Annotated in this window: 20 protein-coding genes and 1 pseudogene; 11 read left to right on the top strand and 10 right to left on the bottom strand. The window is 65.9% G+C overall.

Annotated elements, in window-relative coordinates; translation table 11 throughout:
* Nucleotides 1-20: 20 nt before the first annotated feature.
* From AB4Y42_RS33475 to AB4Y42_RS33460, 4 genes are all read right to left on the bottom strand, one after another.
* Complete coding sequence (locus AB4Y42_RS33475; protein WP_069269174.1) at nucleotides 21-617, bottom strand: FMN-dependent NADH-azoreductase; 597 nt, start codon at nucleotides 615-617, stop codon at nucleotides 21-23.
* 197 nt (nucleotides 618-814) lie between these two features.
* A complete protein-coding gene (locus tag AB4Y42_RS33470; RefSeq protein WP_368696520.1) occupies nucleotides 815-2,605 on the bottom strand; it encodes a M61 family metallopeptidase in 1,791 nt (596 codons plus the stop codon).
* Nucleotides 2,606-2,740: 135 nt separating this feature from the next.
* Nucleotides 2,741-3,472, bottom strand: a complete 732-nt coding sequence (locus tag AB4Y42_RS33465) for a DsbC family protein (protein WP_368691491.1) — start codon at nucleotides 3,470-3,472, stop codon at nucleotides 2,741-2,743.
* Between the two features lie 164 nt (nucleotides 3,473-3,636).
* The gene (locus tag AB4Y42_RS33460; RefSeq protein WP_368696519.1) at nucleotides 3,637-4,809 is read right to left on the bottom strand and encodes a UbiH/UbiF family hydroxylase; all 1,173 of its coding nucleotides are present in this window, start codon (nucleotides 4,807-4,809) and stop codon (nucleotides 3,637-3,639) included.
* Between the two features lie 281 nt (nucleotides 4,810-5,090).
* Here AB4Y42_RS33460 and ychF point away from each other — a divergent pair, with 281 nt between their 5' ends.
* The 3 genes from ychF (at nucleotide 5,091) to AB4Y42_RS33445 (ending at nucleotide 9,199) form a co-directional block, all read left to right on the top strand.
* Complete coding sequence (ychF, locus tag AB4Y42_RS33455; RefSeq protein ID WP_368691489.1) at nucleotides 5,091-6,185, top strand: redox-regulated ATPase YchF; 1,095 nt, start codon at nucleotides 5,091-5,093, stop codon at nucleotides 6,183-6,185.
* Nucleotides 6,186-6,223: 38 nt separating this feature from the next.
* The gene (gene ettA, locus AB4Y42_RS33450) at nucleotides 6,224-7,888 is read left to right on the top strand and encodes an energy-dependent translational throttle protein EttA (RefSeq protein WP_321927886.1); all 1,665 of its coding nucleotides are present in this window, start codon (nucleotides 6,224-6,226) and stop codon (nucleotides 7,886-7,888) included.
* Between the two features lie 156 nt (nucleotides 7,889-8,044).
* On the top strand, nucleotides 8,045-9,199 hold the full coding sequence (locus AB4Y42_RS33445; protein WP_368696518.1) for a DUF748 domain-containing protein: 1,155 nt from the start codon (nucleotides 8,045-8,047) through the stop codon (nucleotides 9,197-9,199).
* Between the two features lie 37 nt (nucleotides 9,200-9,236).
* Here the strand turns inward: AB4Y42_RS33445 and AB4Y42_RS33440 are convergent, their stop codons facing one another.
* From AB4Y42_RS33440 to AB4Y42_RS33430, 3 genes are all read right to left on the bottom strand, one after another.
* Entirely contained in the window at nucleotides 9,237-9,860 is a 624-nt protein-coding gene (locus AB4Y42_RS33440; protein ID WP_342925172.1) for an HAD-IA family hydrolase, read from the bottom strand.
* 77 nt (nucleotides 9,861-9,937) lie between these two features.
* Nucleotides 9,938-11,752 (bottom strand): aminopeptidase P family protein, encoded by a 1,815-nt coding sequence (locus AB4Y42_RS33435; RefSeq protein WP_368696517.1) that lies wholly within the window; start codon nucleotides 11,750-11,752, stop codon nucleotides 9,938-9,940.
* 79 nt (nucleotides 11,753-11,831) lie between these two features.
* Nucleotides 11,832-12,089 carry a hypothetical protein gene (locus AB4Y42_RS33430; protein WP_368691485.1) on the bottom strand — a complete coding sequence of 86 codons (258 nt, stop codon included), beginning with the start codon at nucleotides 12,087-12,089 and terminating at the stop codon, nucleotides 11,832-11,834.
* Between the two features lie 195 nt (nucleotides 12,090-12,284).
* Between AB4Y42_RS33430 and AB4Y42_RS33425 the strand changes: the two genes are divergently transcribed.
* The 7 genes and pseudogenes from AB4Y42_RS33425 to AB4Y42_RS33395 all read left to right on the top strand — a co-directional run bounded on the left by AB4Y42_RS33425 (nucleotide 12,285) and on the right by AB4Y42_RS33395 (nucleotide 18,611).
* Complete coding sequence (locus tag AB4Y42_RS33425) at nucleotides 12,285-13,031, top strand: response regulator transcription factor (protein WP_368696516.1); 747 nt, start codon at nucleotides 12,285-12,287, stop codon at nucleotides 13,029-13,031.
* Nucleotides 13,032-13,058: 27 nt separating this feature from the next.
* Nucleotides 13,059-14,324, top strand: a pseudogene (gene hemA, locus AB4Y42_RS33420) (glutamyl-tRNA reductase); the annotation flags it as partial.
* Nucleotides 14,325-14,543: 219 nt separating this feature from the next.
* Nucleotides 14,544-15,626 carry a peptide chain release factor 1 gene (gene prfA, locus AB4Y42_RS33415; RefSeq protein ID WP_368691483.1) on the top strand — a complete coding sequence of 361 codons (1,083 nt, stop codon included), beginning with the start codon at nucleotides 14,544-14,546 and terminating at the stop codon, nucleotides 15,624-15,626.
* Nucleotides 15,627-15,639: 13 nt separating this feature from the next.
* Nucleotides 15,640-16,482, top strand: a complete 843-nt coding sequence (prmC, locus tag AB4Y42_RS33410; protein ID WP_368691482.1) for a peptide chain release factor N(5)-glutamine methyltransferase — start codon at nucleotides 15,640-15,642, stop codon at nucleotides 16,480-16,482.
* A gap of 111 nt (nucleotides 16,483-16,593) precedes the next feature.
* Entirely contained in the window at nucleotides 16,594-16,905 is a 312-nt protein-coding gene (gene grxD, locus AB4Y42_RS33405) for a Grx4 family monothiol glutaredoxin (RefSeq protein ID WP_028214777.1), read from the top strand.
* Nucleotides 16,906-17,043: 138 nt separating this feature from the next.
* A complete protein-coding gene (locus AB4Y42_RS33400; protein WP_342925179.1) occupies nucleotides 17,044-17,667 on the top strand; it encodes a UbiX family flavin prenyltransferase in 624 nt (207 codons plus the stop codon).
* 149 nt (nucleotides 17,668-17,816) lie between these two features.
* Entirely contained in the window at nucleotides 17,817-18,611 is a 795-nt protein-coding gene (locus tag AB4Y42_RS33395) for a class III extradiol ring-cleavage dioxygenase (protein WP_368696515.1), read from the top strand.
* 122 nt (nucleotides 18,612-18,733) lie between these two features.
* On the opposite strand, the gene AB4Y42_RS33390 is transcribed toward AB4Y42_RS33395, so the two are convergent.
* Entirely contained in the window at nucleotides 18,734-20,329 is a 1,596-nt protein-coding gene (locus AB4Y42_RS33390; RefSeq protein ID WP_368691480.1) for an APC family permease, read from the bottom strand.
* Nucleotides 20,330-20,750: 421 nt separating this feature from the next.
* On the opposite strand from AB4Y42_RS33390, the gene AB4Y42_RS33385 reads away from it, so the two are divergent.
* Nucleotides 20,751-20,954, top strand: coding sequence for a cold-shock protein (locus AB4Y42_RS33385; protein WP_027797379.1), 204 nt, complete (start codon nucleotides 20,751-20,753; stop codon nucleotides 20,952-20,954).
* A gap of 158 nt (nucleotides 20,955-21,112) precedes the next feature.
* Here AB4Y42_RS33385 and AB4Y42_RS33380 read toward each other — a convergent pair whose 3' ends face one another.
* Nucleotides 21,113-22,372 carry an Hsp70 family protein gene (locus AB4Y42_RS33380; protein ID WP_368696514.1) on the bottom strand — a complete coding sequence of 420 codons (1,260 nt, stop codon included), beginning with the start codon at nucleotides 22,370-22,372 and terminating at the stop codon, nucleotides 21,113-21,115.
* 192 nt (nucleotides 22,373-22,564) lie between these two features.
* On the bottom strand, nucleotides 22,565-23,167 hold the full coding sequence (locus tag AB4Y42_RS33375) for a nitroreductase family protein (protein WP_368691478.1): 603 nt from the start codon (nucleotides 23,165-23,167) through the stop codon (nucleotides 22,565-22,567).
* Nucleotides 23,168-23,192 lie beyond the last annotated feature (25 nt).

Raw genomic sequence — 23,192 nt, 5'->3', positions numbered from 1 at the left:
GCCGTCGATCGTGCTGCGCTTTACGCTGCAGCGATCGCCTCACGCGCGCCTGCGAGCGCGGCGCTTGCCGCGTCCGGGCCCATGTTCAGGCCTTCGGCGAAGATGAAATTCACGTCGGTCATGCCGAGGAAGCCGAGGAACGACTTCAGGTACGGCGTCTGGCTGTCGTGCGCGGTGCCTTGATATTTGCCGCCGCGTGCCGAAACGACATGGACCTTCTTGCCGTTCACGAGGCCTTCGGGACCGTTCGCGGTGTAGCGGAACGTGATGCCGGCGCGCGCGATCCAGTCGAAGTACGTCTTGAGCTGCGACGAGACGCCGAAGTTGTACATCGGCGCACCGATCACGATGATGTCCGCTGCCTGCAGTTCCGCGATCAGCGCTTCGCTGCGTGCGGCGATGGCCTGCTGCTCCGGCGTGCGCTGCTCGGCCGGCGTGAAGAACGCGCCGAGCACGGCGTCGTCGAGGTGCGGCAGCGGATCGGCTTGCAGGTTGCGCGTGACGACTTGCGCGCCCGGATTCGATTGTTGCAGCCTGGCCGTCAATTCGTTGACGAGCAGCGTCGACTGGGCGCCTTGCGAGCGGGCGGCGGAATTGATTTGCAGGATCGTGGTCATGGTGGCTCCTTCGGGTCTCAGTTGCGCAACGTTGCGCGAGTGAAGGCATTGTGTTTTTTTACCGCGCCCCGAAAAAGTAGTCCGCCGACGACGGATTGTTGCAGCGATAGAACAATCCCCGGCATGAAAAAACGGCGTGGGATCCGTCACCCCACGCCGCTTAGGGTGCCCCGTGCCGCCGCGCCCCGCCCGGCGGCTTATGCCGCCAGCCAGCGCTCGCGCAATGCGCGCGCGGGCGTACGCTTGTCGGAGGCGGCGAGCTTGTAGCGCGCGACTTCGGGCGCATCGAGGGTCAGACGCGCGACGCGAAGCTCGTCGCGGCGGAACGCGTGGATGTCGACCTTCGTGCCCGGCTGGTAGCGCGAGAGCAGCGCGTCGAGATTCGAGCCCGTCACGCGCAGGCCGTCGAGCGCAACGAGCGCGTCGCCCGCCGAAAGCCCCGCCTTCTGGGCCGCGCCGCCTTCGTAGACCACGGCAAGCGTCGCCTCGGCACCGCCGCGCAGCCGCGCGCCGAGCGACGGCTTCGCGCCGCGCTCGGGCTCCCCTTCGAGCGTCACGCCGAACGGCTCGAACAGCGCCGCGAGCGGCAGGTCGCGCGTGCCGCGCACGGCGTCGCTGAAGAGCGCGCCCAGCTCCACGCCCGTCGCCTCGGCGATCAGCGCCTCGACATCGTCCTCGCCCACGCCCACCGGCTTGCCGCGATAGAAGTCGCGCCCATAGCGCTGCCACAACAGGCGCATGACGTCGTCGAGCGACTTGCGGCCGTTCGTCTGCGCGCGAATCGCGAGATCGAACGACAGCGCCACGAGCGAGCCTTTGGTGTAGTAGCTCACGATCGCATTCGACGCGTTCTCGTCCTGGCGGTAGTACTTCACCCATGCGTCGAACGAGCTTTCCGCGACGCTCTGCTTCAGGCGTCCCGCCCCGCGCAGCACGCCGGCGATCGTCTTGCCGAGCAGGCCGAAGTACTCGTCTGCGGAAATGAGCCCGCTGCGCACGAGCATGAGGTCGTCGTAGTACGACGTGAAGCCCTCGAACAGCCACAGCAGCGACGTGTAGTCCTCGCGCGTGAGGTCGTACGGCACGAACGCCGCGGGCTTGATGCGCTTCACGTTCCACGTGTGGAAGTATTCGTGGCTGCACAGGCCGAGATAGGTGCGATAGCCGTCCGACGTCTCCGGCTTGCCCTTCACCGGCAGGTCGGTGCGATTGCAGATCAGCGCCGTCGATGCGCGATGCTCGAGGCCGCCGTAACCGTCGCTCACGGCCTGCGTCATGAACACGTAGCGCTCCATCGGCGCGCGCTTCGTGCGCGGCTCGAACAGCGCGATTTGCGCCTCACAGATCTTCTTCAGGTCGGCGGCGAGACGCTCGGTGTCGAGCGCGACCACGCGGCCCGCGATCACGATGTCGTGCGGCACGCCGTGCGCCTTGAAGCTCGCGAGCGTGAACTCGCCGAGCGTGACCGGATGATCGATCAGTTCGTCGTAATTCGTGGCCGTGTACTCGCCGAAGCCGTAACGCTTGGTGCCGCGCGCTTCCGTGAGCGCCGTGCCCACGCGCCAGTGGCGGTAGGCGTGCCCGTCCGGACGCTGAATATCGACCGCGTGCTGCGCCTCCTCATGGCCGAGCGCCGCGAGAAACACGCTCGTGCCGTTGAAGAAGCCCACCGTGTCGTCGAGATGCGCCGCGCGCACCGACAGGTCCCACGCGTAGACCTCGTAGCGCAGCGTGAGCGCGCCCTTCACGGGCGCGGCCTGCCACGAGTGCTTGTCGGTCTTCGTCACGCGCACCTTGCGGCCCGCGTCGTTGAAGGCGCGCAGCGTGACGATGTTGCGCGCGAACTCTCGCACCATGTAGCTGCCCGGGATCCACACGGGCAGCATGAAGCATTGGCCGTCCGGCGCGGGGTCTTCCACGGTGAGCGTCACCTCGAACAGATGCGCGGCGGGATTCTTCGGGACGATGGTGTATCGGATCGGCTTCATCGGCGGGATCGGTGAGAGATTCGGTCGGCAGACGCTGCAATGCAATTTCAGTATGCCCGGCGGAAAAAACGCACAAAAAGCGCCGGGCAAAAAAAGCACCGGCCGCGAAAGCGGCCGGCGGGTTCGGGCGTTGCTTCAGTGGGCGGCGCTCAGCGCCTTTTCGAGCCGGTCGCCGCTGACGGCACCGGGCAGCCGCGTGCCATCGGCGAGGATCACGGTGGGCGTGCCGGTCACGTTCATCTTCTGGCCGAGCGCGAGATTGCTGTCGATGGCGGCCGTGTCGCACGTGCCGGCTGCCGTAGGCGCCTTGCGGTCCACCATCCACGATTCCCACGCCTTGCCGCGGTCGGCCGAGCACCAGATCTGCTTGGCCTTCGCCGTCGAGTCCGCCGAGAGCACCGGATACAGGAAGGTGTAGACCGTCACGTTGTCGATGGACCTGAGTGTGCTTTCGAGCTGATGGCAATACGGGCAGTTCGGGTCGGAAAACACGGCCATCTTGCGCTTGCCGTCGCCCTTCACGACCTTGACCGCGTTCTCGAGCGGCAGCTTCGAGAAATCGACCTTGTTGATTTCGTTCAGGCGCGCCTCGGTGAGATTGCGGTGCGCCTTGGTGTCGATGAGTTCGCCGTTGAGCACGTAGTCACCGCTGGCGTCGCTGTAGACGATCTGCGTGCCGAGATTGATCTCGTAAAGGCCCGGCATGGGTGCCTTGGTGATGCCCTTGATATCGCTGGCGTCGATGCCGAGGCGCGTCTGCAGCGCCGACCTGATCTTGTCGGTGGTCTGGTCGGCCTGGGCCGAACAGCCGAGCGCCGAGGTGGCTACCGCGATCACGAGCGCGGCAAATCGAATACGCGTTTGCATGGGATGCATTCCTGATTCAGGCGCGCCGCGCAGGGGCGACGCGCGCAGAGTTCCGTTGAATGGCCGGAGCGGTAAGCGCCGCGGGCGCGGCCAATACGCCCATTCTAAGCCGCACTGGCCTCAAGCCACCGAAATGCCTGCTTGCGCAGGCGAGCCCGCTGATATTAGCCGAGCGCCGAGGCCACGAGCCAGCGCTTGAGCAGCGGCTGCGCGCCCACGAACGCCATACCCGTATTGCGTACCGCACGCGCGAGCGTGCCGGGCAACGCGAAGAGCCGCTGCAGACCGTCGGTGGCGACGACGAGCTTCTGGATGTCCTCACGGCGGCCGCGTTCGTAGCGGCGCAGCAGCACGATGTCGCCGAGATCGCGAAACGCCTCTTTCTTCGTGACCACGTCGACGAGCGCGGCCACGTCGCGCAAGCCGAGATTGACGCCCTGGCCTGCCAGCGGGTGAATCAGATGCGCGGCGTCGCCGACCAGCGCGACGCGCGGCGCCACGAGCCGGTCGACGGTTTGCAGCGACAGCGGAAAGCCGCGCGCGGACGTAACGCATTCGAGCACGCCCAGCTGGCTTTGCGAGACGCGCTCGACTTCGGCGGCAAGCTGCGCCGGTTCGAGCTTGAGCAGTTCGTCGGCATGTTCGCTCTGCGCCGACCAGACGAGCGACACGTGCCGATCGGGCAGCGGCAGCAAGGCGACGATCTCGCCCTCGCGGAACCACTGGTAGGCCGTTTCGCCGTGTGGCTTTTCCGCCCGGAAGTTGGCGACCACGCCGGTTTGCCGGTAATCGCGCCGCTCGACCTTCGAGCCGATCTGCGCGCGCACCCACGAATGCGCGCCGTCCGCGCCGATCGCGAGGTCGGCTTCGATCGTGCGGCCGTTGGCGAGGCCGATCACGGCCGCGTCGGGTTTCACGTCGAGCGTCTCAGCACGCGTGTCGATCCACGCGAGATTGGGCTGGAAGTGCAGCGCGGCGTCGAGCGCGCGCTCGACGACCGACGACTCGGCAATCCAGGCCAGCTGCGCAACCGACGCCTGATAAGCCGAGAAGTGCAGCTCCGCCGCGGCGTCGCCGAACACGCGCATGTCGTAGACGGGCGTGAGGCGCGCGGCGTCGGCGGCCTGCCAGACCCGCAGCCGCTCGAACAGCGCCTGCGAACTGCGCGAAAAGGCGTACACGCGCGCGTCGAACACGGCCCCCGCGGGCAGCGGCGCGCACGGCTGCGCGAGCAGCGCCACGCGCAGGCCGCTCTGGCTCAGCGCGAGCGCCGCCGACTTGCCGACGAGCCCGCCGCCGATCACGGCGACATCAAAGGTCTGGTTGCTTGCAGTCATGCGCGCATTATAGCCGGGGGGCCTGTGTGGCCGGCCCGGACGGGCGCGGTGTTGCGGCGCAGCAAGGCGTTGCAGGAAGACGGCCCGGCGGCGCGGCGACACCCGCGGCTAACCCTCACGCGGACGAGGTTACAATTACGGTTTTCGTGACTCCCCGTCACGTCCCCCGACGTGCCACCTGCGCCGCCCCGCCCGCCGCTCCCGCTTTCGCGAGACGCCCGGCCCCGGGCGCTTCGCGCGCGGCGAGCCGCACGTCACCACCCTGACATGCAGAGATTTACATGAGCCTCCAATGCGGCATCGTCGGCTTGCCTAACGTCGGCAAGTCCACCCTCTTCAACGCGCTGACCAAGGCGGGCATCGCGGCCGAAAACTATCCGTTCTGCACGATCGAGCCCAACGTCGGCGTGGTAGAAGTGCCGGATCAGCGCCTGAAGGCTCTCGCCGAAATCGTCAAGCCCGAGCGCGTCGTGCCGGCCGTGGTCGAATTCGTCGACATCGCGGGTCTGGTCGCAGGTGCGAGCAAGGGCGAAGGCCTCGGCAACCAGTTTCTCGCGAACATCCGCGAAACCGATGCGATCACGCACGTCGTGCGCTGCTTCGAAGATGAAAACGTGATCCACGTGGCGGGCAAGATCGACCCGCTCGCCGACATCGAAGTCATCAATACCGAACTGGCGCTCGCCGACCTCGCCACCGTCGAGAAGGCGCTCACGCGCTACTCGAAGGCCGCGAAATCGGGCAACGACAAGGAAGCCGCGAAGCTCGTGGCCGTGCTGGAAAAGGTGCGCGCGCAACTCGATCAGGCAAAGCCCGTGCGCGGGCTCGCGCTGAGCGAGGACGAGCAGGCGCTGATCAAGCCCTTCTGCCTCATCACCGCGAAGAAGACCATGTACGTCGCGAACGTGAAGGAAGACGGCTTCGAGAACAACCCGCATCTGGAAGCCGTGCGCAAGTACGCTGAAGGCGAGAACTCGCCGGTCGTGGCCGTGTGCGCCGCGATCGAAGCCGAAATCGCCGACCTCGAAGACGAAGACAAGATCGCCTTCCTCGCCGACATGGGCATGGACGAGCCGGGCCTCGACCGCGTGATCCGCGCGGGCTTCAAGCTGCTCGGCCTGCAGACCTACTTCACGGCGGGCGTGAAGGAAGTGCGCGCGTGGACGATCCATGTCGGCGATACGGCCCCGCAAGCCGCCGGCGTGATCCACACCGACTTCGAGCGCGGCTTCATCCGCGCGCAGACCATCGCGTTCGACGACTACATCCAGTACAAGGGCGAATCCGGCGCGAAGGAAGCCGGCAAGATGCGCGCCGAAGGCAAGGAATATGTCGTGCACGACGGCGACGTGATGAACTTCCTGTTCAACGTTTAAGCGACACCTTTTTCTTCCCGTTTTCAAAAGACACTCTCATGGCCCAATACGTCTTCACCATGAACCGGGTCGGCAAGATCGTGCCGCCCAAGCGCCAGATCCTGAAGGACATCTCGCTGTCGTTCTTCCCCGGCGCGAAAATCGGCCTGCTCGGCCTGAACGGCTCGGGCAAGTCCACGCTCATCAAGATCATGGCCGGCGTCGACAAGGACATCGAAGGCGAAGCCACGCCGATGCCCAACCTGAACATCGGCTACTTGCCGCAGGAGCCGCAGCTCGATCCGGAAAAGACCGTGCGCGAAGCGGTCGAGGAAGGTCTGGGCGACGTGTTCAACGCACAGAAAAAGCTCGACGAGATCTATGCCGCGTACGCCGAACCGGACGCCGATTTCGACGCGCTGGCTGCCGAGCAGGCGAAGTACGAAGCGATCCTCGCGACGACCGACGGCAGCGCGGAACAGCAGATCGAAATCGCCGCCGACGCACTGCGCCTGCCGGCCTGGGACGCCAAGATCGGCAACCTGTCGGGCGGTGAAAAGCGCCGCGTCGCGCTGTGCAAGCTGCTGCTCGAAAAGCCCGACATGCTGCTGCTCGACGAGCCGACCAACCACCTCGACGCCGAATCGGTAGAGTGGCTCGAGCAGTTCCTCACGCGCTTCCCGGGCACCGTGGTCGCCGTGACCCACGACCGCTACTTCCTCGATAACGCCGCCGAGTGGATTCTCGAACTCGACCGCGGCCACGGCATTCCCTGGAAGGGCAACTACTCCAGCTGGCTCGACCAGAAGGAAGAGCGCCTGAAGCAGGAAGAAGCGTCGGAATCGGCGCGCCAGAAGGCGATCAAGAAGGAACTGGAGTGGGTGCGCCAGAACCCGAAGGGCCGTCAGGCGAAGTCGAAGGCGCGTATCGCGCGTTTCGAGGAACTGTCGAGCTCGGAATACCAGAAGCGCAACGAAACGCAGGAAATCTTCATTCCGGCGGGCGAGCGTCTGGGCAACGAAGTCATCGAGTTCAAGAACGTCAGCAAGTCTTATGGCGACCGTCTGCTCATCGACGACCTGAGCTTCAAGATTCCCGCGGGCGCGATCGTCGGCATCATCGGGCCGAACGGCGCCGGCAAGTCGACGCTGTTCCGCATGCTCACGGGCAAGGAGCAGCCGGATTCGGGCGAAATCGTCCAGGGTCCGACCGTCAAGCTCGCCTACGTCGACCAGAGCCGCGACGCGCTGGCCGCCAACAAGACCGTGTTCGAGGAAATCTCGGGCGGCGCGGACGTGCTCACGGTGGGCAAGTACGAAACGCCGTCGCGCGCGTACATCGGCCGCTTCAACTTCAAGGGCGGCGATCAGCAGAAGATCGTCGGCAACCTCTCGGGTGGTGAGCGCGGCCGTCTGCACCTGGCCAAGACGCTGATCTCGGGCGGCAACGTCCTGCTGCTCGACGAACCGTCGAACGACCTCGACGTCGAAACGCTGCGCGCGCTCGAAGACGCCCTGCTCGAATTCGCGGGCTCGGTGATGGTGATTTCGCACGATCGCTGGTTCCTCGACCGTATCGCCACGCACATCCTCGCGTTCGAAGGCGACTCGCAGGTCACGTTCTTCGACGGCAACTACCAGGAGTACGAGGCCGACAAGATCAAGCGTCTCGGCGAAGAAGCTGCACGTCCGAAGCGTCTGCGCTACAAGCCGATCAGCCGCTAGGCAGGCGCGATCGATAGCAAACAACGGCGGCCCGCGGGCCGCCGTTGTCGTTTTGACCGGCACTGCTAGCACGCACGGCATGGCGGTTGCTCGAAAGCCGCTACGCTTAGGCTCACTTGGGGCTTGATCAAGCCCAGCTCCCGCGAGGAATTCCGTATGGCGATGCCGCTGCGCAATCGTGTTGTCCTCATCGTGGCGATCGTCGTCGCGCTGCTCGTGCTCGCGGCGCTGGGCACGCTCTACGCGCTGCAGCGCGAGGCAAAGGCGTACGTGGAGCGCGCGCTCGCGCCCGTCGGCACGGCCGCGAGCGTGAACGTGGCATTCAATCTCTCATACGTCGAGCTCACCGACGTGCGCCTGAAGCCGCCCCCGAACTGGCCGACTGCCGACACGCTGCGCGCCGCGCGCATCACGATCACGCCCGACCTGCGCGCGCTGATCTCGCACCGCGTGCATATTCGCGACGTCACGGTGAGCGATTTCACGATGACGGTGCTGCGCCGGGAAAGCGGTTCGATCCTGATCCTGCCGAATCTGCGCGAAGCGATGGCGCAAAGCGCCGCGCCCTCGAGCGGCGCGCAGGGCGAAAGCAGCCTGCCGCAGCAAAAGGTCATCGACCATATCGGCTTCGAGAACGGCACATTCGACTTCTACGACCGGTCGGTGAGCAATCCGCCTTGGCGCGTCACGGTGAACCGCGCGCAGGCGAGCGTCGACAATATCCAGCTGCCGGCGCTGACGGAGCCCACGCGCGTTTCGGTCGTGGGCAACGTCGTCGGCCCGGCGCACACAGGACGCGTCACTTTCGACGGCTGGATGCAAATCGCGAATAAAGACTCGCAACTCCGCACGACGCTGCGTGGCGTGGATGTGCGCACGATCGATCCCTATCTGCTTAAAAAGGCTGGCGCGAAGGCCAATGTGACGGGCGGCACACTCGACCTCGATCTCAACTCGACCGTGCGCGGCTATCACCTGCACGCGCCGGGCATCGTCACTTTGCACAACCTGCAACTCTCGGAAAGCGGCGACGCGGTGGACACCTTCCTGTCGATCCCGACGCGCGCCGCCGTGGCCGCATTGAAGGCGCACAAGGGTGAAATCACGCTGCATTTCGTGCTCGACGGCAACCTCCGCGACCCTAAATTCAAGCTGAACGAAAACCTGATGACGGAGTTGCGCGCAGGGTTTGCGCAGGCGCTCGGGGTGAGCGCGGAAGGGGTGGCGAAGGGCGCCGGGCAAACCGCAAAGGGTATCGCTGACGCGCTGCGCAGCCTGCTGCAGCCGGTGCCGGCGCCCGCTTCGAAATAGCGCGGGACGCCGGCTTTAGCCTGCCTGGTTGAGCTGCTTAGACCGGTAGGCCGAGTTCGCGCAGCTTCGCGTCGGTGGTGGCGTTGCTCGTGTGATGCACGCCGTGCCAGCCGAGCGCCGTGGCCGCTGCGGCGTTGTGCGCGTTGTCGTCGATGAAAACGAGTTCCTCGGGCTTCACGCCCGGCAACTGTGCCTCGATGCGGCGGAACATCTCGTGGAAGATCGCCGGATCGGGCTTCACGAGCTTCACGTGGCCCGATACGACGATATCGCGGCAGCGCCGCAGGATGCCAAAGCGCTCCCACGCCCACGGAAACGTCTCGGCCGACCAGTTCGTGAGACCGAAGATCGGCATGCCCGCGGCCTCGAGGCGCTCGAACGTCGCGACGCCGCCGGCGAGCAAGCCGCCGATCATCTCGTGCCAGCGCTCGTAGAACGCGCGAATGAGCGCTTCATGCTCGGGAAACGCGGCGACCAGTTCCTCGGTGCCCACGGCAATGGGCTCGCCGCCGTCCTGGCGGACCACCCAGTCCATCTTGCAGACGTGCGTGAGAAACCAGCGGCGCTCGTCGTCGTTGGGAATCAGCTTGCGATAGAGATACTCGGGACTCCAGTCCACGAGCACCCCGCCGAAATCGAACACCACTGCCTTGATCGCCATGCGTTTCTCGCTCTGCTTGATCGCTATCCGATCGTTATCTGATCGTTCTCTGATTCGTTGTCGGGATGCCAGGGAAATCAGATCGGCTGCGTGCGCTTTTCGAGCCACGCTAGCGCATCGCCGCTCACGTGCGGCGCCACGCGCACGCGCACCGTCTGGTGGTACGCATTGAGCCACTCGCGCTCGTCCGCACGCAGGAGCGCGAGATCGATGCATCGCGTGTCGATCGGGCAGAGCGTAAGCGTCTCGAAGCTCAGGAACTCGCCGAACCCGGTAGTTTCGGCGCGCTGGTTGAGCACGAGATTCTCGATACGCACGCCCCATTTGCCCGGCCGGTAGATGCCCGGCTCGACCGAGGTGATCATGCCTTCTTCCATCGCGGTCCAGGGCTCGGCCGGCGCGTAGTGCGAAATAACCTGCGGACCTTCGTGCACGTTCAGGAAGTAGCCCACGCCGTGGCCCGTGCCGTGGCCGTAATCCGCGCCCGCTTCCCAGATCGGCGCGCGCGCAATCGCGTCGAGCATCGGCGAGCGAATGCCGCGCGGGAATTTCGCGCGCGAGAGCGCCATCATGCCCTTGAGCACGAGCGTGAAATCGCGCTTTTGCTCCGCACTCGGCGAGCCCACGGGCACGACGCGCGTGATGTCGGTGGTGCCGTCGAGGTACTGGCCGCCCGAGTCGATCAGCAGCAGGCCATTGCCTTCGATCACGCTATGCGACTCGGGCGTGGCGCGGTAGTGCGGCATCGCGCCGTTCGCGTTGAAGCCCGCGATGGTCGCGAACGACAGCGACTTGAAGCCCGCACGGCGCGCACGCGCGGCCGAAAGCTTTTCGTCGATGGTCAGCTCCGTGATGGTCTCGCGGCCGAGCGCCGCCTCGAACCACGCGAAGAATTCGGCGAGCGCCGCCCCGTCCTGCTCCATGGTCGCGCGCACGTGGTCGGCTTCGGCGGCGGTTTTGCGCGACTTGAAGAACGTGCTCGGATTGACCGACTCCACGAGCTTGACCGCCGACGACACCGCCTGCAGCAGGCCATACGTCACGCGGCGCGGATCGACAAGCAGCGCGACCTTCGCGGGCAGCGCCGCGAGCGCGGTCGCGGCTTCGCCATACGGCGCGACGCGCACCTGGTCCTTCGCGAGCGACTGCACGAGCGCCTCGCTCACCTTGCCGTCGGCGACGAAGAGCGTCGCGTCGTCGGGTCCGATCAGCGCGTGCGCGACGAACACCGGGTTGTAGTTCACGTCCGCGCCGCGCAGGTTGAAGAGCCAGGCGAGGTCGTCGAGCGTGGAGATGAAGTGCCACTGCGCGCCCTTCTCCTGCATCGCGCGGCGCAGCTGGTCGAGCTTGCCGGCGCGGCTCGTGTCGGCGTGCGGCGCGACGTGCTCGTAGACGGGCTCGAGCGGCAGCGACGGGCGGCCTTGCCAGACATCGTCGAGCAGATCGAGGTCCGTGCGCAGCGCGACATCGCGCGCCTCGAGCGCCTCGGCCAGCGCGCGCGCCGAGGCGACGCCGAGCACCGCGCCGTCCACGGCCACCGCGCCGCCCGCACTCACGTTCTGTGCGAGCCAGTCGATGTGCGGCGCGCTCTGCTGGCCGCCCATCATCTTCATGAGCGCGATGCCGGTGCCGGCCAGTTGCTGCTCGGCCTGCACCCAGTAGCGGCTGTCCACCCACACGCCCGCGAAGTCCTTCGTCACCACGAGCGTGCCCACCGAGCCGGTGAAGCCCGAAAGCCACTCGCGCCCCTGCCAGCGGCGCGGCAGGTACTCGGACAGATGGGGATCGGCGGAGGGCACGAGGGCGGCATCCACGCCGGCACGCGTCATCGCGGCGCGCAGGGCGGCAATGCGTTCGGGAATCGAGGAGGTTTCGGGGAGTCGGGCGTTCATGTTTTCACCTGCAAAGAATTCGAAGCGGAAGATCGGGGTTCGGCCAAAGGCTGCGTCTCTGAGGACCGGCTGTACGTGACTAGCTGCGCCGCGCGCGCAGTGCCACGCTCACGCCCACGAAAACGAGCGCGAGCGCCGTGCAAAGCGGCCACTGGAGCAACTCCCCATCGTAGAAAAGGCCGGTCGCATTGCCCGCCGCGTTCGCGAGCGCCGCGCCGAGCACGCCGGCCACGGCCGCCAGCGCGAGTCCGTGACGTGCGGCGCGGCGCAGGGGATGGAGCCACCACCCCGCACAGCCCACCGCCAGACCAAGAATGACGATACCGGGCCAGCCCATTAAGGACTTGTCCTATAGGTTTTCGGATAAGTCCGATAGGACCGCCGAAGCACGAGAGCTAGCATTTGTAGCCTGATTAGTCTCTATTAAAACTGGAAAACGGTCGGCTCGGCGCTTCCCGCGTAGCGGTTGAGTGTAGGGGGCGGGATTGCGCAAGGCAAGCGCGTCCGGGCCGCCCCAGCCGCACTCTCTCGTATGCGAATCGCCCTTGTCGAACCGGACACCCGTCAGGCCGAAACCCTCGTCCGCCTGCTCATTGCGGGCGGGCACGCGTGCCACCACTTCCCGCTTGGCGCACAACTCTTCGAAACGCTCGAACAGGAAACCTTCGACCTGCTGATCACAGCGTGGTGCTGCGGCGACGTCGGCGCCGACGACCTCATCCCCCAGGCGCGCAAACTGCTGCCGGGTCTGCCCGCAATCGCGCTGATGCTCGCGCCCCATGAAAGCGAAATCGTCGCGAGCCTGCAAGCCGGCGCGGACGACTGCATCGCCAAGCCCGTGCGCGGCCCCGAAATGCTCGCGCGCATCGACGCGCTCCTGCGCCGCGCCGGCGTGCGCCGGCCGCGCAACCGCGCCCGCCATGGCTTCGGCGACTACCTCTTCGATTCCGGCCGCTACGAAGTGTCGTTTCGGGGTCAAACCGTCACGCTCACGCCCAAGGAATACCGTTTCGCGCTGCTGCTCTTCACCAATGCATCGCGCCCCGTTTCACGGGCGCGCATTCTCGAAACCGTGTGGAATCTGAACCGCGACGTTCGGTCGCGCACGCTCGACACCCACGCCTCCCGGCTGCGCAGCAAATTGCAGCTCGGGCCCGAGCACGGCTGGCGTTTGACCACGTTGTATGGCTATGGCTACCAGCTCGAACGGCTCCCCATATCAGCTGCCGGAGTGTCGGACTCTGTCGGCGCGAATGTCGGAAGCGAGGAAAAGTTATAATATCCGCCTAAATCTCGCCCCCATGGTATGCAGCTTCTAACGATCGGAATCAATCACCACACCGCGCCCGTCGCCTTGCGCGAACGCGTGGCGTTTCCGCTCGAACAGATCAAGCCCGCGCTCGCCCTGTTCAAGGAAGCGTGGTCCGCCAGGCGTTCGCTGAGCGCGCCGGAAGCCGCCATTCTCTCCACCTGCAACCGCACCGAGCTCTACTGCGCGACCGACGCGCAAAGCTCGCGCGACGCCGCCGTGAGCTGGCTCTCGCACTATCACGGCATCCGCGAAGAGGAACTTGCGCCGCACGTCTATACGCTGCCGCAGTCCGAAGCGGTGCGTCATGCGTTCCGGGTGGCTTCGGGGCTCGATTCGATGGTGCTGGGCGAGACGCAGATCGTCGGCCAGATGAAGACGGCGGTACGCGCCGCGACCGAGGCCGGCGCACTCGGCACCTATTTGAACCAGTTGTTCCAGCGCACCTTCGCCGTGGCGAAGGAAGTGCGCAGCACGACCGAGATCGGCGCGCAGTCGGTGTCGATGGCCGCTGCCGCCGTGCGCCTCGCGCAGCGCATCTTCGACAAGATCGCCAACCAGCGCGTGCTCTTCATCGGCGCGGGCGAGATGATCGAACTGTGCGCCGCGCACTTCGCCGCGCAGCAGCCGCGCGAACTCGTGGTCGCCAACCGCACCGCCGAGCGCGGGCGCTACGTTGCGGAACGCTTCGGCGGCCGCTCCATTCCGCTCTCCGACCTGCCCGCGCGCATGCACGAGTTCGACATCATCGTCTCGTGCACGGCGTCCACGCTTCCGATCATCGGTCTCGGCGCGGTGGAGCGCGCAGTGAAGGCGCGCCGTCACCGCCCCATTTTCATGGTCGACCTCGCGGTGCCCCGCGACATCGAGCCCGAAGTCGCCCAGCTCGAAGACGTCTTCCTCTACACAGTCGACGATCTCGGCACGATCGTGCGCGAAGGCAATGCCTCGCGCCAGGCCGCCGTCGCGCAGGCCGAAACGATCATCGAGTCGCGCGTGGCGAACTTCATGCAGTGGCTCGACTCGCGCAGCATCGTGCCGGTCATCCGCCACATGCACACCCAGGCCGACGCGCTGCGTCGCGCCGAGCTCGAACGCGCCCGCAAAATGCTGGCGCGCGGCGACGACCCGTCGGCCGTGCTCGAAGCGCTCTCGCAGTCGCTCACCAACAAGCTGATCCACGGTCCGACGCATGCGCTCAACACGTCGAGCGGCGATCAGCGCGATTCGCTCATCGAACTGATGGGCGGCTTTTACCGCCACGGCCAGCCGGCCAGGACAGACGACGCCGCGCAGCCCGCGGCGGACGTCACCACCTCGCCGCGTTCCGCCGGCTCTTCCGACTCGTCAGACTCGTCCGGTAGCTCGGACCGTTAGCGACGTTCGCGGTCGGGCGCGCGCCATGCGTGCCCTGCACGACCGGGCCACCCGCCCGCCTCTTCTCTCTCGCAGTCCTATCCGGAGCCCGCTCCGCACCGCCCGATGAAAACGAGCATGCAATCGAAGCTCGACCAGCTGACTACGCGCCTGGCCGAGCTGAACGACCTGTTGAGCCGTCCCGACGTGACCTCGAACCGCGACCAGTACCGCAAGCTCACGCGCGAGCATGCGGAACTGGGGCCCGTGGTCGAGCACTACGGACAGTGGCGTCAGGCCAAGGACGACGAGGCCGCGGCGAAAGACCTGCTCTCCGATGCCTCGATGCGCGACTTCGCCGAAGAAGAGGTGAAAGCGTCGCGCGAGCGCATGGCGCAGCTCCAGCACGAATTGCAGATGATGCTGCTGCCGAAGGACCCCAATGACGACCGCAACGTGTTCCTCGAAATCCGCGCGGGCACGGGCGGCGACGAGTCGGCCCTGTTCGCGGGTGACCTGCTGCGCATGTATCTGCGCTACGCGGAGCGCAACCGCTGGCAGATCGAGATGATGTCGGCGAGCGAGTCGGATCTGGGCGGCTACAAGGAAGTGATCGTGCGCATTGCAGGCGAAGCGGCGTACTCGAAGCTCAAGTTCGAGTCGGGCGGCCATCGCGTGCAGCGCGTGCCCGCCACCGAAACGCAGGGCCGCATCCACACGTCGGCCTGCACGGTCGCGGTGATGCCGGAAGCCGACGAAATCGGCGAAGTGGAGATCAATCCCGCCGACCTGCGCATCGATACCTTCCGTGCCTCGGGCGCGGGCGGCCAGCACATCAACAAGACCGATTCGGCCGTGCGCGTGACGCACCTGCCGACCGGCATCGTCGTGGAGTGCCAGGACGACCGCTCGCAGCACAAGAACAAGGACCGCGCGCTCAAGGTGCTCGCCGCGCGCATCAAGGACAAGCAGTACCAGGAGCAGCACGCCAAGGAAGCGGCGACGCGCAAGAGCCTCGTGGGCTCGGGCGACCGCTCGGAGCGCATTCGCACCTACAACTTCCCGCAGGGGCGGCTCACCGATCACCGCATCAATCTCACGCTCTATCGCCTCGAAGCGATCATGGACGGCGACCTCGGCGAACTGATCGGCGCGCTCGTCTCCGAACATCAGGCCGAGCAGCTCGCCTCGCTCGGCGACGCCGATTGAGCGCGCAAGAGCCATGAGCGAAGCCGTTACCGCCGAGGCGCTGCTGCGCGCCACGCCGCTGCCCGCGCTCGAAGCGCGCATTCTGCTGATGCACGTGCTCGGCTGGCGCCGCACCGAACTCATCACGCGCGGCGATCAGGCGCTCGACGCGGCCCGCGTGGACGCCTACCGCGCGCTCGAAGCGCGCCGCGTGCGTGGCGAGCCGATCGCGCAGCTCGTGGGCGCGCGCGAATTCTACGGCCTCGACTTCGATGTGACGCCCGACGTGCTGATTCCGCGCCCCGATACCGAACTGCTGGTGGAAACGGCGCTCGCGGCGCTCGAAGGCGTCGCACAGCCGCGCGTGCTCGACCTCGGCACCGGCAGCGGCGCGATTGCCGTGGCGCTCGCCGCGGCACGCCCCGATGCACGCGTCTGGGCCGTCGATCGCTCGGCGACCGCGCTCGAGGTGGCGGCGCGCAACGCCGCGAAGCTGCTCGACGCCCAGCGTTCTGGCGGCCCGCTCGCGTTCGTGGCGGGCAACTGGTACGACCCGCTCGATGCGGCGCTGCGATTCGAGGCGATCGTGAGCAATCCGCCGTATATCGCCAGCGGCGATCCGCATCTCGAACAAGGCGACCTGCGCTTCGAGCCGCGCGGCGCACTCACCGACGAAGCCGACGGCCTCACCGCCCTGCGCGCGATCGTCGCGGGCGCACCGGCCCGGCTCGCGCCGGGCGGCGTGCTCTGGATGGAGCACGGCTACGACCAGGCGGCCGCCGTCCGGGCGTTGCTGGAAAGCGCCGGTTTTGGGGACGTGCGCTCCGAGCGCGATCTGGCCGGCATCGAACGCATCAGCGGGGGCCGTCTACCGTAGCCCGCCGGCCAGGCACGCTCCCGGCAACGCCGGGCTTGCACGGGCGAAATCCGCTATCATTTCATCCTGCATTCCAACGTATTCAGCATCAATTCAATCGCAAGGTCAGTCATGGACACCCAACAACGCATCAAGCAGATCGTCGACGAAAACGCCGTCGTCCTCTTCATGAAGGGCAACGCGCAGTTCCCGATGTGTGGCTTCTCCGGTCGCGCGGTGCAGATCCTGAAAGCCTGCGGCGTCGATCAGTTCAAGACCGTCAACGTGCTCGAGGACGACGAAGTCCGTCAGGGCATCAAGGAATTCTCGAACTGGCCGACCATCCCGCAGCTCTACGTGAAGGGCGAGTTCATCGGCGGCTCGGACATCATGATGGAGATGTACCAGAACGGCGAGCTGCAGCAGCTCTTCGCCGCGGCGTAATCGCCAGCCACGGGGCGGCATCGGGCGCACGACGTTGCGCCTGTTGCGCCCCGAGCGCCCGGTATGCAACGCCGGCGCTTTTTCAAGAGGCGCATTCGCCTCGACCTCGCCTCGCCTTCGCTTCGACTCCCGCCTGACGTGAATACCGCCCTTCCTGCCTCGTCCGCTATCGCACAAGTGCCGCAACGCCGGCTGATCGTCGCGATCACGGGGGCCACGGGCGCGATCTACGGCGTGCGCATGCTCGACATGCTGCGGCGTCTGGGCGGCGTCGAAACGCATCTGCTCGTTTCTGCGGCCGGCTGGCTCAACATCCAGCACGAGCTGCAGCTCAGCAAGGACGATCTGCACGCGCGCGCCGATGTCGTGCATTCCGTGCGCGACGTCGGCGCGACCATCGCTTCGGGCTCGTTCGCGACCGACGGCATGATCGTCGCGCCCTGCTCGATGAAGACGCTCGCGAGCGTCGCCCACGGTCTCTCCGACAACCTGATCGCACGCGCCGCCGACGTCACGCTCAAGGAACGCCGCCGTCTCGTGCTGCTCGTGCGCGAAACGCCGTTCAACCTCGCGCATCTGCGCAACATGACGGCCGTGACCGAAATGGGCGGCGTGATCTTCCCGCCATTGCCGGCCTTCTACAACCAGCCGGCTTCGATCGACGAGATGGTCGATCACACGGTCGCACGCGTGCTCGACCTGTTCGCGCTCGGGCCCGCGCTCTCGCCCGCCTGGCCGGGGCTGCGCGGCACCGACGAATAAGCGCCGGGCGCATCCTCGCACGCAGCGCCGATTATCAATATCGGCGACACAATCAAATCCGTTCCCCCCGTTTAATTCGCGACGGTAGGGTCTTATATTGATCGCAATACGATACTTTCGGACCGCCCTGGCGCGGTCAGCCCACGATCATGACCACCCGCACGCCTAGCCTCTTCCTCTCGCACGGCGCTCCGACGCTGCCGATCGACCCGTCGCTGCCTTCCGGCGGCTTCACCGTGCTCTCGGAGCATTTGCCGCGTCCGCAGTCGGTGCTCATGCTCTCGGCGCATTGGGGCACGATGCGCCCCGTGGTCAGCACGGCCACACAACCTGAGACGATCCACGACTTCTACGGCTTTCCGCGTGCGCTCTACGAGATCCAGTATCCGGCGCCGGGCGCGCCCGAGATGGCGCAGCGCGCGGCGGCGCTGCTGCGCGAGCAAGGCGTTCCCGTCGATGAGGAAGCGCACGGCCTCGACCATGGCGCGTGGGTGCCCATGCTGCTGATGTTCCCCGACGCGAACGTGCCCGTCGCCCAGCTTTCGATCCAGCCGCGCGCCGACGCCGCGCATCACTTCGCACTCGGCCGTGCGCTGCGCTCGCTGCGCGATGAAGGCGTGATGGTGATCGGTTCGGGCCAGATCACCCATAACCTGCGCGAGGCGGACTTCTCGGCGCGGCCGGAAGACGCCGATCCGCGCGTGGCCGAGTTCACGCAATGGTTCGAGAATCACCTCGCCGCGCGCGACATCGACGCGTTGCTCGACTACCGCCGGCGCGCCCCGCACGCGGTGCTCATGCACCCCACCGACGAGCATCTGCTGCCCGTCTTCGCGGCGCTCGGCGCAGCCGACGACGACTACACGCTCGGCGTGCAGTCGCTAGGCACCTACCAGCGCGCGCTCGCGATGACGAATTACGTGTTCGGCAGCGCCGTGCAATAAAGCCGCCGCGAGCCGCCACGCCGGCTTCGCTTGCGCTCCAAAAACAAAAAAGCCCGCCTGAATCGCTTCAGGCGGGCTTTTTGTATTGCGCATCGATTAGTTCGACACGCTGGGTTCGACGCTCAGTGCGCGCCGATGCCTTCGAGGACTTCGTCGTGCTCCTGGCGTTCCGCGAGGTACGGCGAGCGGTAGCCCGAATTCACGCCCCAGTAATAGAACACCAGCGAGACCAGCGCGACGACCAGCATGTCCCAGCCGTACGGAAGCAGACCGGCGCCGCCGAACTGCTTGCTGCCGACGAGCGAGAGGAGCGCCATGATCGGCAGGTACGCGCACAGCCACCATGCGGCCTTCAGATCCTGGCCCCAGCCTTCAAAGCCCTGCTTGCTCTGGAAGTAGAAGTACACCGGCAGCGCGACGACCATCAGCAGAATGATTTCGCCGGTCAGCGGCCACTTCGCCCAGTACAGGATCATCGATGCGCAGACGAATGCGAACGGCGCGATCACCTTCATGAACGGCACGGAGAGCGGGCGCTCGATGTCCGTGGCGGCGCGCTTGAGCGCCATCAGGCTGATCGGACCCGTGAGGTACGAAATCACCGTCGCCACCGAGATCACCGCCGCGAGCGAACTCCAGCCGCGGAAGAAGAACATGAAGATGAACGAGACGAGCAGGTTGAACCACATCGCGTTGCGCGGCACGCCGTAGAACGGGTGCACGTTGCCGAACATCTTCGGCATCGTGTTGTTGCGCTCCATCGCGTAGATCATGCGCGAGGTCGTCGCCATGTAGGTCGTACCGGTGCCGCTCGGGCTCACGAATGCGTCGACGTACAGCAGGATCGCGAGCCAGTTCAGGTTCAGCGCGATCGCGAGTTCCGCGAACGGCGACTTGAAGTTGAACGTGTTCCAGCCCTTCGCGACGTCGGCCGGATTGACCGCGCCGATATAGGCGACCTGCAGCAGCACGTAGATCACGAGTGCGCAGAGGATCGAGCCGATGACTGCGAACGGCACGCTCTTGGCCGGATTGCGCGCTTCACCCGCGAGGTTGATCGGGCTCTGGAAGCCGTTGAACGCGAACACGATGCCGCTCGTGGCAACCGCCGTGAACACCGCCGACCAGCCATACGGGGCGAACGAGGTCGTCTGGCCGAAGTTTTCCTGGTGGAAGCTACCCGCCATCAGGCCAATGATCGTCAGACCCGGGATGATGAACTTGAAGATCGTGATCGCGCTGTTGGCACGCGCGAACAGCTTCACGCCCCAGTAGTTGAGCATGAAGTAGATGATCACGAGAATCGCGGAGAGCCCGAGCCCTGAATGCGTCAATGACCCGTCGACGAAGAGCGCGTGCGCCCACTCATAGGGCCAGGTGCTCATGTACTGGATCGAGGCTTCGGCTTCGATCGGGATCACCGAGACAATGGCGATCCAGTTTGCCCACGCGCTGATGAAACCCACCAGTGCGCCGTGCGAGTAGCGGGCGTAGCGGACCATACCGCCCGACTCCGGGAACATCGCACCGAGTTCGGCGTAGGTGAGCGCGATGGCCAGAATGACCACGGCGCCGATGATCCAGGCGCAAACGGCCGCCGGACCTGCAATTTTCGCCGCCTTCCACGCGCCGAACAGCCAGCCCGAACCGATGATCGATCCGAGGCCGGTGAACATCAGCGCGAACGGGCCGATGTTCCGTTGAATAGAACTTTTCACGTCTTCTCCTGTTTCAAGAGCAGATCGACAACGCTTTTATCCCGTCTGTTGTGCGGGCGGGTTTGCTGCGGTTGTCGTACCTCCACACAAAAGATTGCGCCTGTAGGCGCAACTCCTGCGCGGCGCGTAGTTTAACCGGTTGCACCACGCAAGGGCGTCAAAAACGACCGCCTAATACAAAAAAGTCATTTGCTTATCAAGGTTTGTAAGGGTTCGTTTCGACCCTGTCGCAAAAAAATACGCACTTTCCCGGAGACCTAGTTGACCTTCCTGCCAATTAGCCGTATAAAGTTCGGGCAGGATTTCAAGCGGCGAGTGTGAATAGGTCTTTCGTAGTTCGCCCATCAACGGTACTCCGGCTGGTCCCATACCCCTTCCTTGATTTTCGTGCACCTCTCTCATTCATTTTTAGGAAAGTAATATGGAAACCGGTACCGTCAAGTGGTTCAATGACGCTAAGGGCTTTGGCTTTATCACTCCGGACGGCGGCGGCGAAGACCTGTTCGCGCACTTCTCGGAAATCAAGGTTGACGGCTTCAAGACGCTGCAAGAGAACCAAAAGGTTCAATTCGAAGTGCGCACGGGCCCGAAGGGCAAGCAAGCTGCCAACATCAAGCCGGTCTAAGTACTGCGCTCATCGGTCTGCTACGGCTTACAGGACCTGAACGCAGCTTCTGCGTAGTGCCTGACTAGCAAGCTTACCGAAAAACCCCACGCTTCTTCCGGAAGGTGGGGTTTTTTCTTGTCTGGCGCTTTAGCGCGAGGTTTAGGCGCCCCGCGCGTTTAGCCGAACAGGCGCTGCGCGTGAATGCCGAGGCCCGTCGCCACGCTGGCGAGACGGTCGCCGAACACGGCCTGCGACTGCGGAAACGCCTCCGCCAGCGCCTGCGTCAGGAACAAGAGGCCGGTCGAGCCGCCCGTGAAGTAAAGCGCGCTCACCTGAGCCGGCGCGACACCCGCTGCCTGCACGGTTTCACGCGCGGCCTGCACGATGCGCCGCGTCTCCTCGCGCCCCGCCTCGACGAGTTGCGTGTCGCCGAACGCCAGACGCAAGTCCACCTCGACGGCTTCGAGGTCGATCATCGTCTCCCCACCCGCCGAAACGCCGATCTTCGCCTCCTCGGCGCGCGCCGTGAGCGCGTGACCCAGACGCTCGTCGACCACCCGCATCAGCCGGTCGTGATGGCGCGTCTCGGTGTACAGATGGCGCATGAGCTTCAGTTCGGTCGCGCGCCTCGGCGTGTAGATCGTGTTGATGAGGTGCCACGTCGCCAGATCGAAGTAGATGCGGTTCGGCACCTCGCGGCCTTCGGGGTCGAGCGACTGGTAGCCCAGTTCGCGCAGGATGGTCGCGAGTTCGACGCGGCGGTCGAAGTCGGTGCCCGCCACGTGCACGCCGTGGTGCGCGAGCACGTCGTCCTTGCGTTCGAGCCGCGCCATGCGATCGGGCCCCACGCGCACGAGCGAGAAGTCCGACGTGCCGCCGCCAATGTCGGCGACGAGCACAAGCCCCTCTTGCGCGATGCGCGACTCGTAATCGAACGCCGCCGCGATCGGCTCGTACTGGAACTCGATCTCGCGAAAGCCCACCCGGCGCGCCGCGGCTTCGAGCTGGTCCTGGGCGAGCTGGTCGGCGCGCGGGTCTTCATCGACGAAGAACACCGGACGGCCCAGCACCGCGCGCGTGATCGGCGTACCCGAGCAACGCTCGGCGCTGCGCTTCAGGTGCTCCAGAAAGATCGTGATGATCTCGGTATAGGGCATCGCGCTGCCGTCGCCGAGGTCGGTCGTGCTCTCGGCGAGCGGCGAGCCGAGGATGCTCTTCATCGAGCGCATCAGCCGGCCGTCGAAGCCGTCGATATACGACGCGAGCGCCGCACGGCCGAATTCGCGGGTGTGCTCGTCGACGTTGAAGAACACCGCCGTCGGCAACGTGGTGTGCGCGCCTTCCACCGGCGCGAGGCGCATCGCGCCGTCGGCCGCTGCCGGGAGCGCCACCGCCGAATTGGAGGTTCCGAAGTCAATCGCGCAGAAGCTGGTCATGGCAAGAGCGCGCCGCAGCGAGTGCGCGCGCAGGAGAGGAAAGGTCGGGGGGATCGGCTTTGTAGCACGAAAGCGCGGCGCGGGGCAACCGCGGGCCCACGATGCGACCCCGCAAGAAATAAACGCGCGGGCCATGCCGCGCGTTTATTGCTAAAGCTCGCAGCCTCTCAAGGGCGCGGGGCTTCTCCCGACTCAGCCCTTGAACGGCTGCTTCCAGGCGTTCGCGTAGGCGATCTCGCCCATCGCCGAGCGCGTGCGTTCCGCCTTTTCACGGTCGCGCAGCACGGGCTCGAGCTTCTCGGCTTCGCCATAGTGGCCGATCGAGATGATCGAAAGCGGCTCCACGTCGTGCGGCAGCGCGAATTCCGTGCGGAACGCCTGCACGTCGAAACCGCTCATCTGGTGCGCCGCGAGACCCAGCGCATGCGCCTGGAGCACGAGCGACATGGCAGCGGCGCCCGCATCGTATTGCGCCGTGCGATTCACTTCGCCCTTGGCGTTGAGCGTGTGTGCCGTCACCGCGATCAGCACCGATGCCGGCGCGTTCCACTGCTGGTTGAACGGCACGAGCGTCGCGAATGCGCGCTTGAACGCGATTTCGTCGGCGCTGCGGTCGAACACGATAAAGCGCCACGGCTGCAGGTTGTAGCCCGAGGGCGCCCAGCGCGCCGCCTCGATCACCGCGTGCAGCGCCTCGCGGCTCACCGGCTCGCTCGAATAGGCGCGCGGGCTCCAGCGGCCGGCGATGAGTTCGTGAATGGGCACGGCTGTCGGTGCGGGTTTGTGCTTCGTCATGCCTTGTGTGTCCTTGGGGTGGCGG

It is taken from the genome of Paraburkholderia sp. EG286B, assembly GCF_040965655.1.
GTDB lineage: Bacteria > Pseudomonadota > Gammaproteobacteria > Burkholderiales > Burkholderiaceae > Paraburkholderia.
The sequence above is the reverse complement of the archived record's forward strand: the minus strand, read 5'-3'. Positions and strand labels throughout refer to the sequence as shown.

What these genes read in the sequence shown, in the direction of transcription:
- AB4Y42_RS33475 (WP_069269174.1), bottom strand. Translation starts at nt 617, where the DNA reads ATGACCACGATCCTGCAAATCAATTCCGCCGCCCGCTCGCAAGGCGCC.
- AB4Y42_RS33470 (WP_368696520.1), bottom strand. Translation starts at nt 2,605, where the DNA reads ATGAAGCCGATCCGATACACCATCGTCCCGAAGAATCCCGCCGCGCAT.
- AB4Y42_RS33465 (WP_368691491.1), bottom strand. Translation starts at nt 3,472, where the DNA reads ATGCAAACGCGTATTCGATTTGCCGCGCTCGTGATCGCGGTAGCCACC.
- AB4Y42_RS33460 (WP_368696519.1), bottom strand. Translation starts at nt 4,809, where the DNA reads ATGACTGCAAGCAACCAGACCTTTGATGTCGCCGTGATCGGCGGCGGG.
- ychF (WP_368691489.1), top strand. Translation starts at nt 5,091, where the DNA reads ATGAGCCTCCAATGCGGCATCGTCGGCTTGCCTAACGTCGGCAAGTCC.
- ettA (WP_321927886.1), top strand. Translation starts at nt 6,224, where the DNA reads ATGGCCCAATACGTCTTCACCATGAACCGGGTCGGCAAGATCGTGCCG.
- AB4Y42_RS33445 (WP_368696518.1), top strand. Translation starts at nt 8,045, where the DNA reads ATGGCGATGCCGCTGCGCAATCGTGTTGTCCTCATCGTGGCGATCGTC.
- AB4Y42_RS33440 (WP_342925172.1), bottom strand. Translation starts at nt 9,860, where the DNA reads ATGGCGATCAAGGCAGTGGTGTTCGATTTCGGCGGGGTGCTCGTGGAC.
- AB4Y42_RS33435 (WP_368696517.1), bottom strand. Translation starts at nt 11,752, where the DNA reads ATGAACGCCCGACTCCCCGAAACCTCCTCGATTCCCGAACGCATTGCC.
- AB4Y42_RS33430 (WP_368691485.1), bottom strand. Translation starts at nt 12,089, where the DNA reads ATGGGCTGGCCCGGTATCGTCATTCTTGGTCTGGCGGTGGGCTGTGCG.
- AB4Y42_RS33425 (WP_368696516.1), top strand. Translation starts at nt 12,285, where the DNA reads ATGCGAATCGCCCTTGTCGAACCGGACACCCGTCAGGCCGAAACCCTC.
- prfA (WP_368691483.1), top strand. Translation starts at nt 14,544, where the DNA reads ATGAAAACGAGCATGCAATCGAAGCTCGACCAGCTGACTACGCGCCTG.
- prmC (WP_368691482.1), top strand. Translation starts at nt 15,640, where the DNA reads ATGAGCGAAGCCGTTACCGCCGAGGCGCTGCTGCGCGCCACGCCGCTG.
- grxD (WP_028214777.1), top strand. Translation starts at nt 16,594, where the DNA reads ATGGACACCCAACAACGCATCAAGCAGATCGTCGACGAAAACGCCGTC.
- AB4Y42_RS33395 (WP_368696515.1), top strand. Translation starts at nt 17,817, where the DNA reads ATGACCACCCGCACGCCTAGCCTCTTCCTCTCGCACGGCGCTCCGACG.
- AB4Y42_RS33385 (WP_027797379.1), top strand. Translation starts at nt 20,751, where the DNA reads ATGGAAACCGGTACCGTCAAGTGGTTCAATGACGCTAAGGGCTTTGGC.
- AB4Y42_RS33380 (WP_368696514.1), bottom strand. Translation starts at nt 22,372, where the DNA reads ATGACCAGCTTCTGCGCGATTGACTTCGGAACCTCCAATTCGGCGGTG.
- AB4Y42_RS33375 (WP_368691478.1), bottom strand. Translation starts at nt 23,167, where the DNA reads ATGACGAAGCACAAACCCGCACCGACAGCCGTGCCCATTCACGAACTC.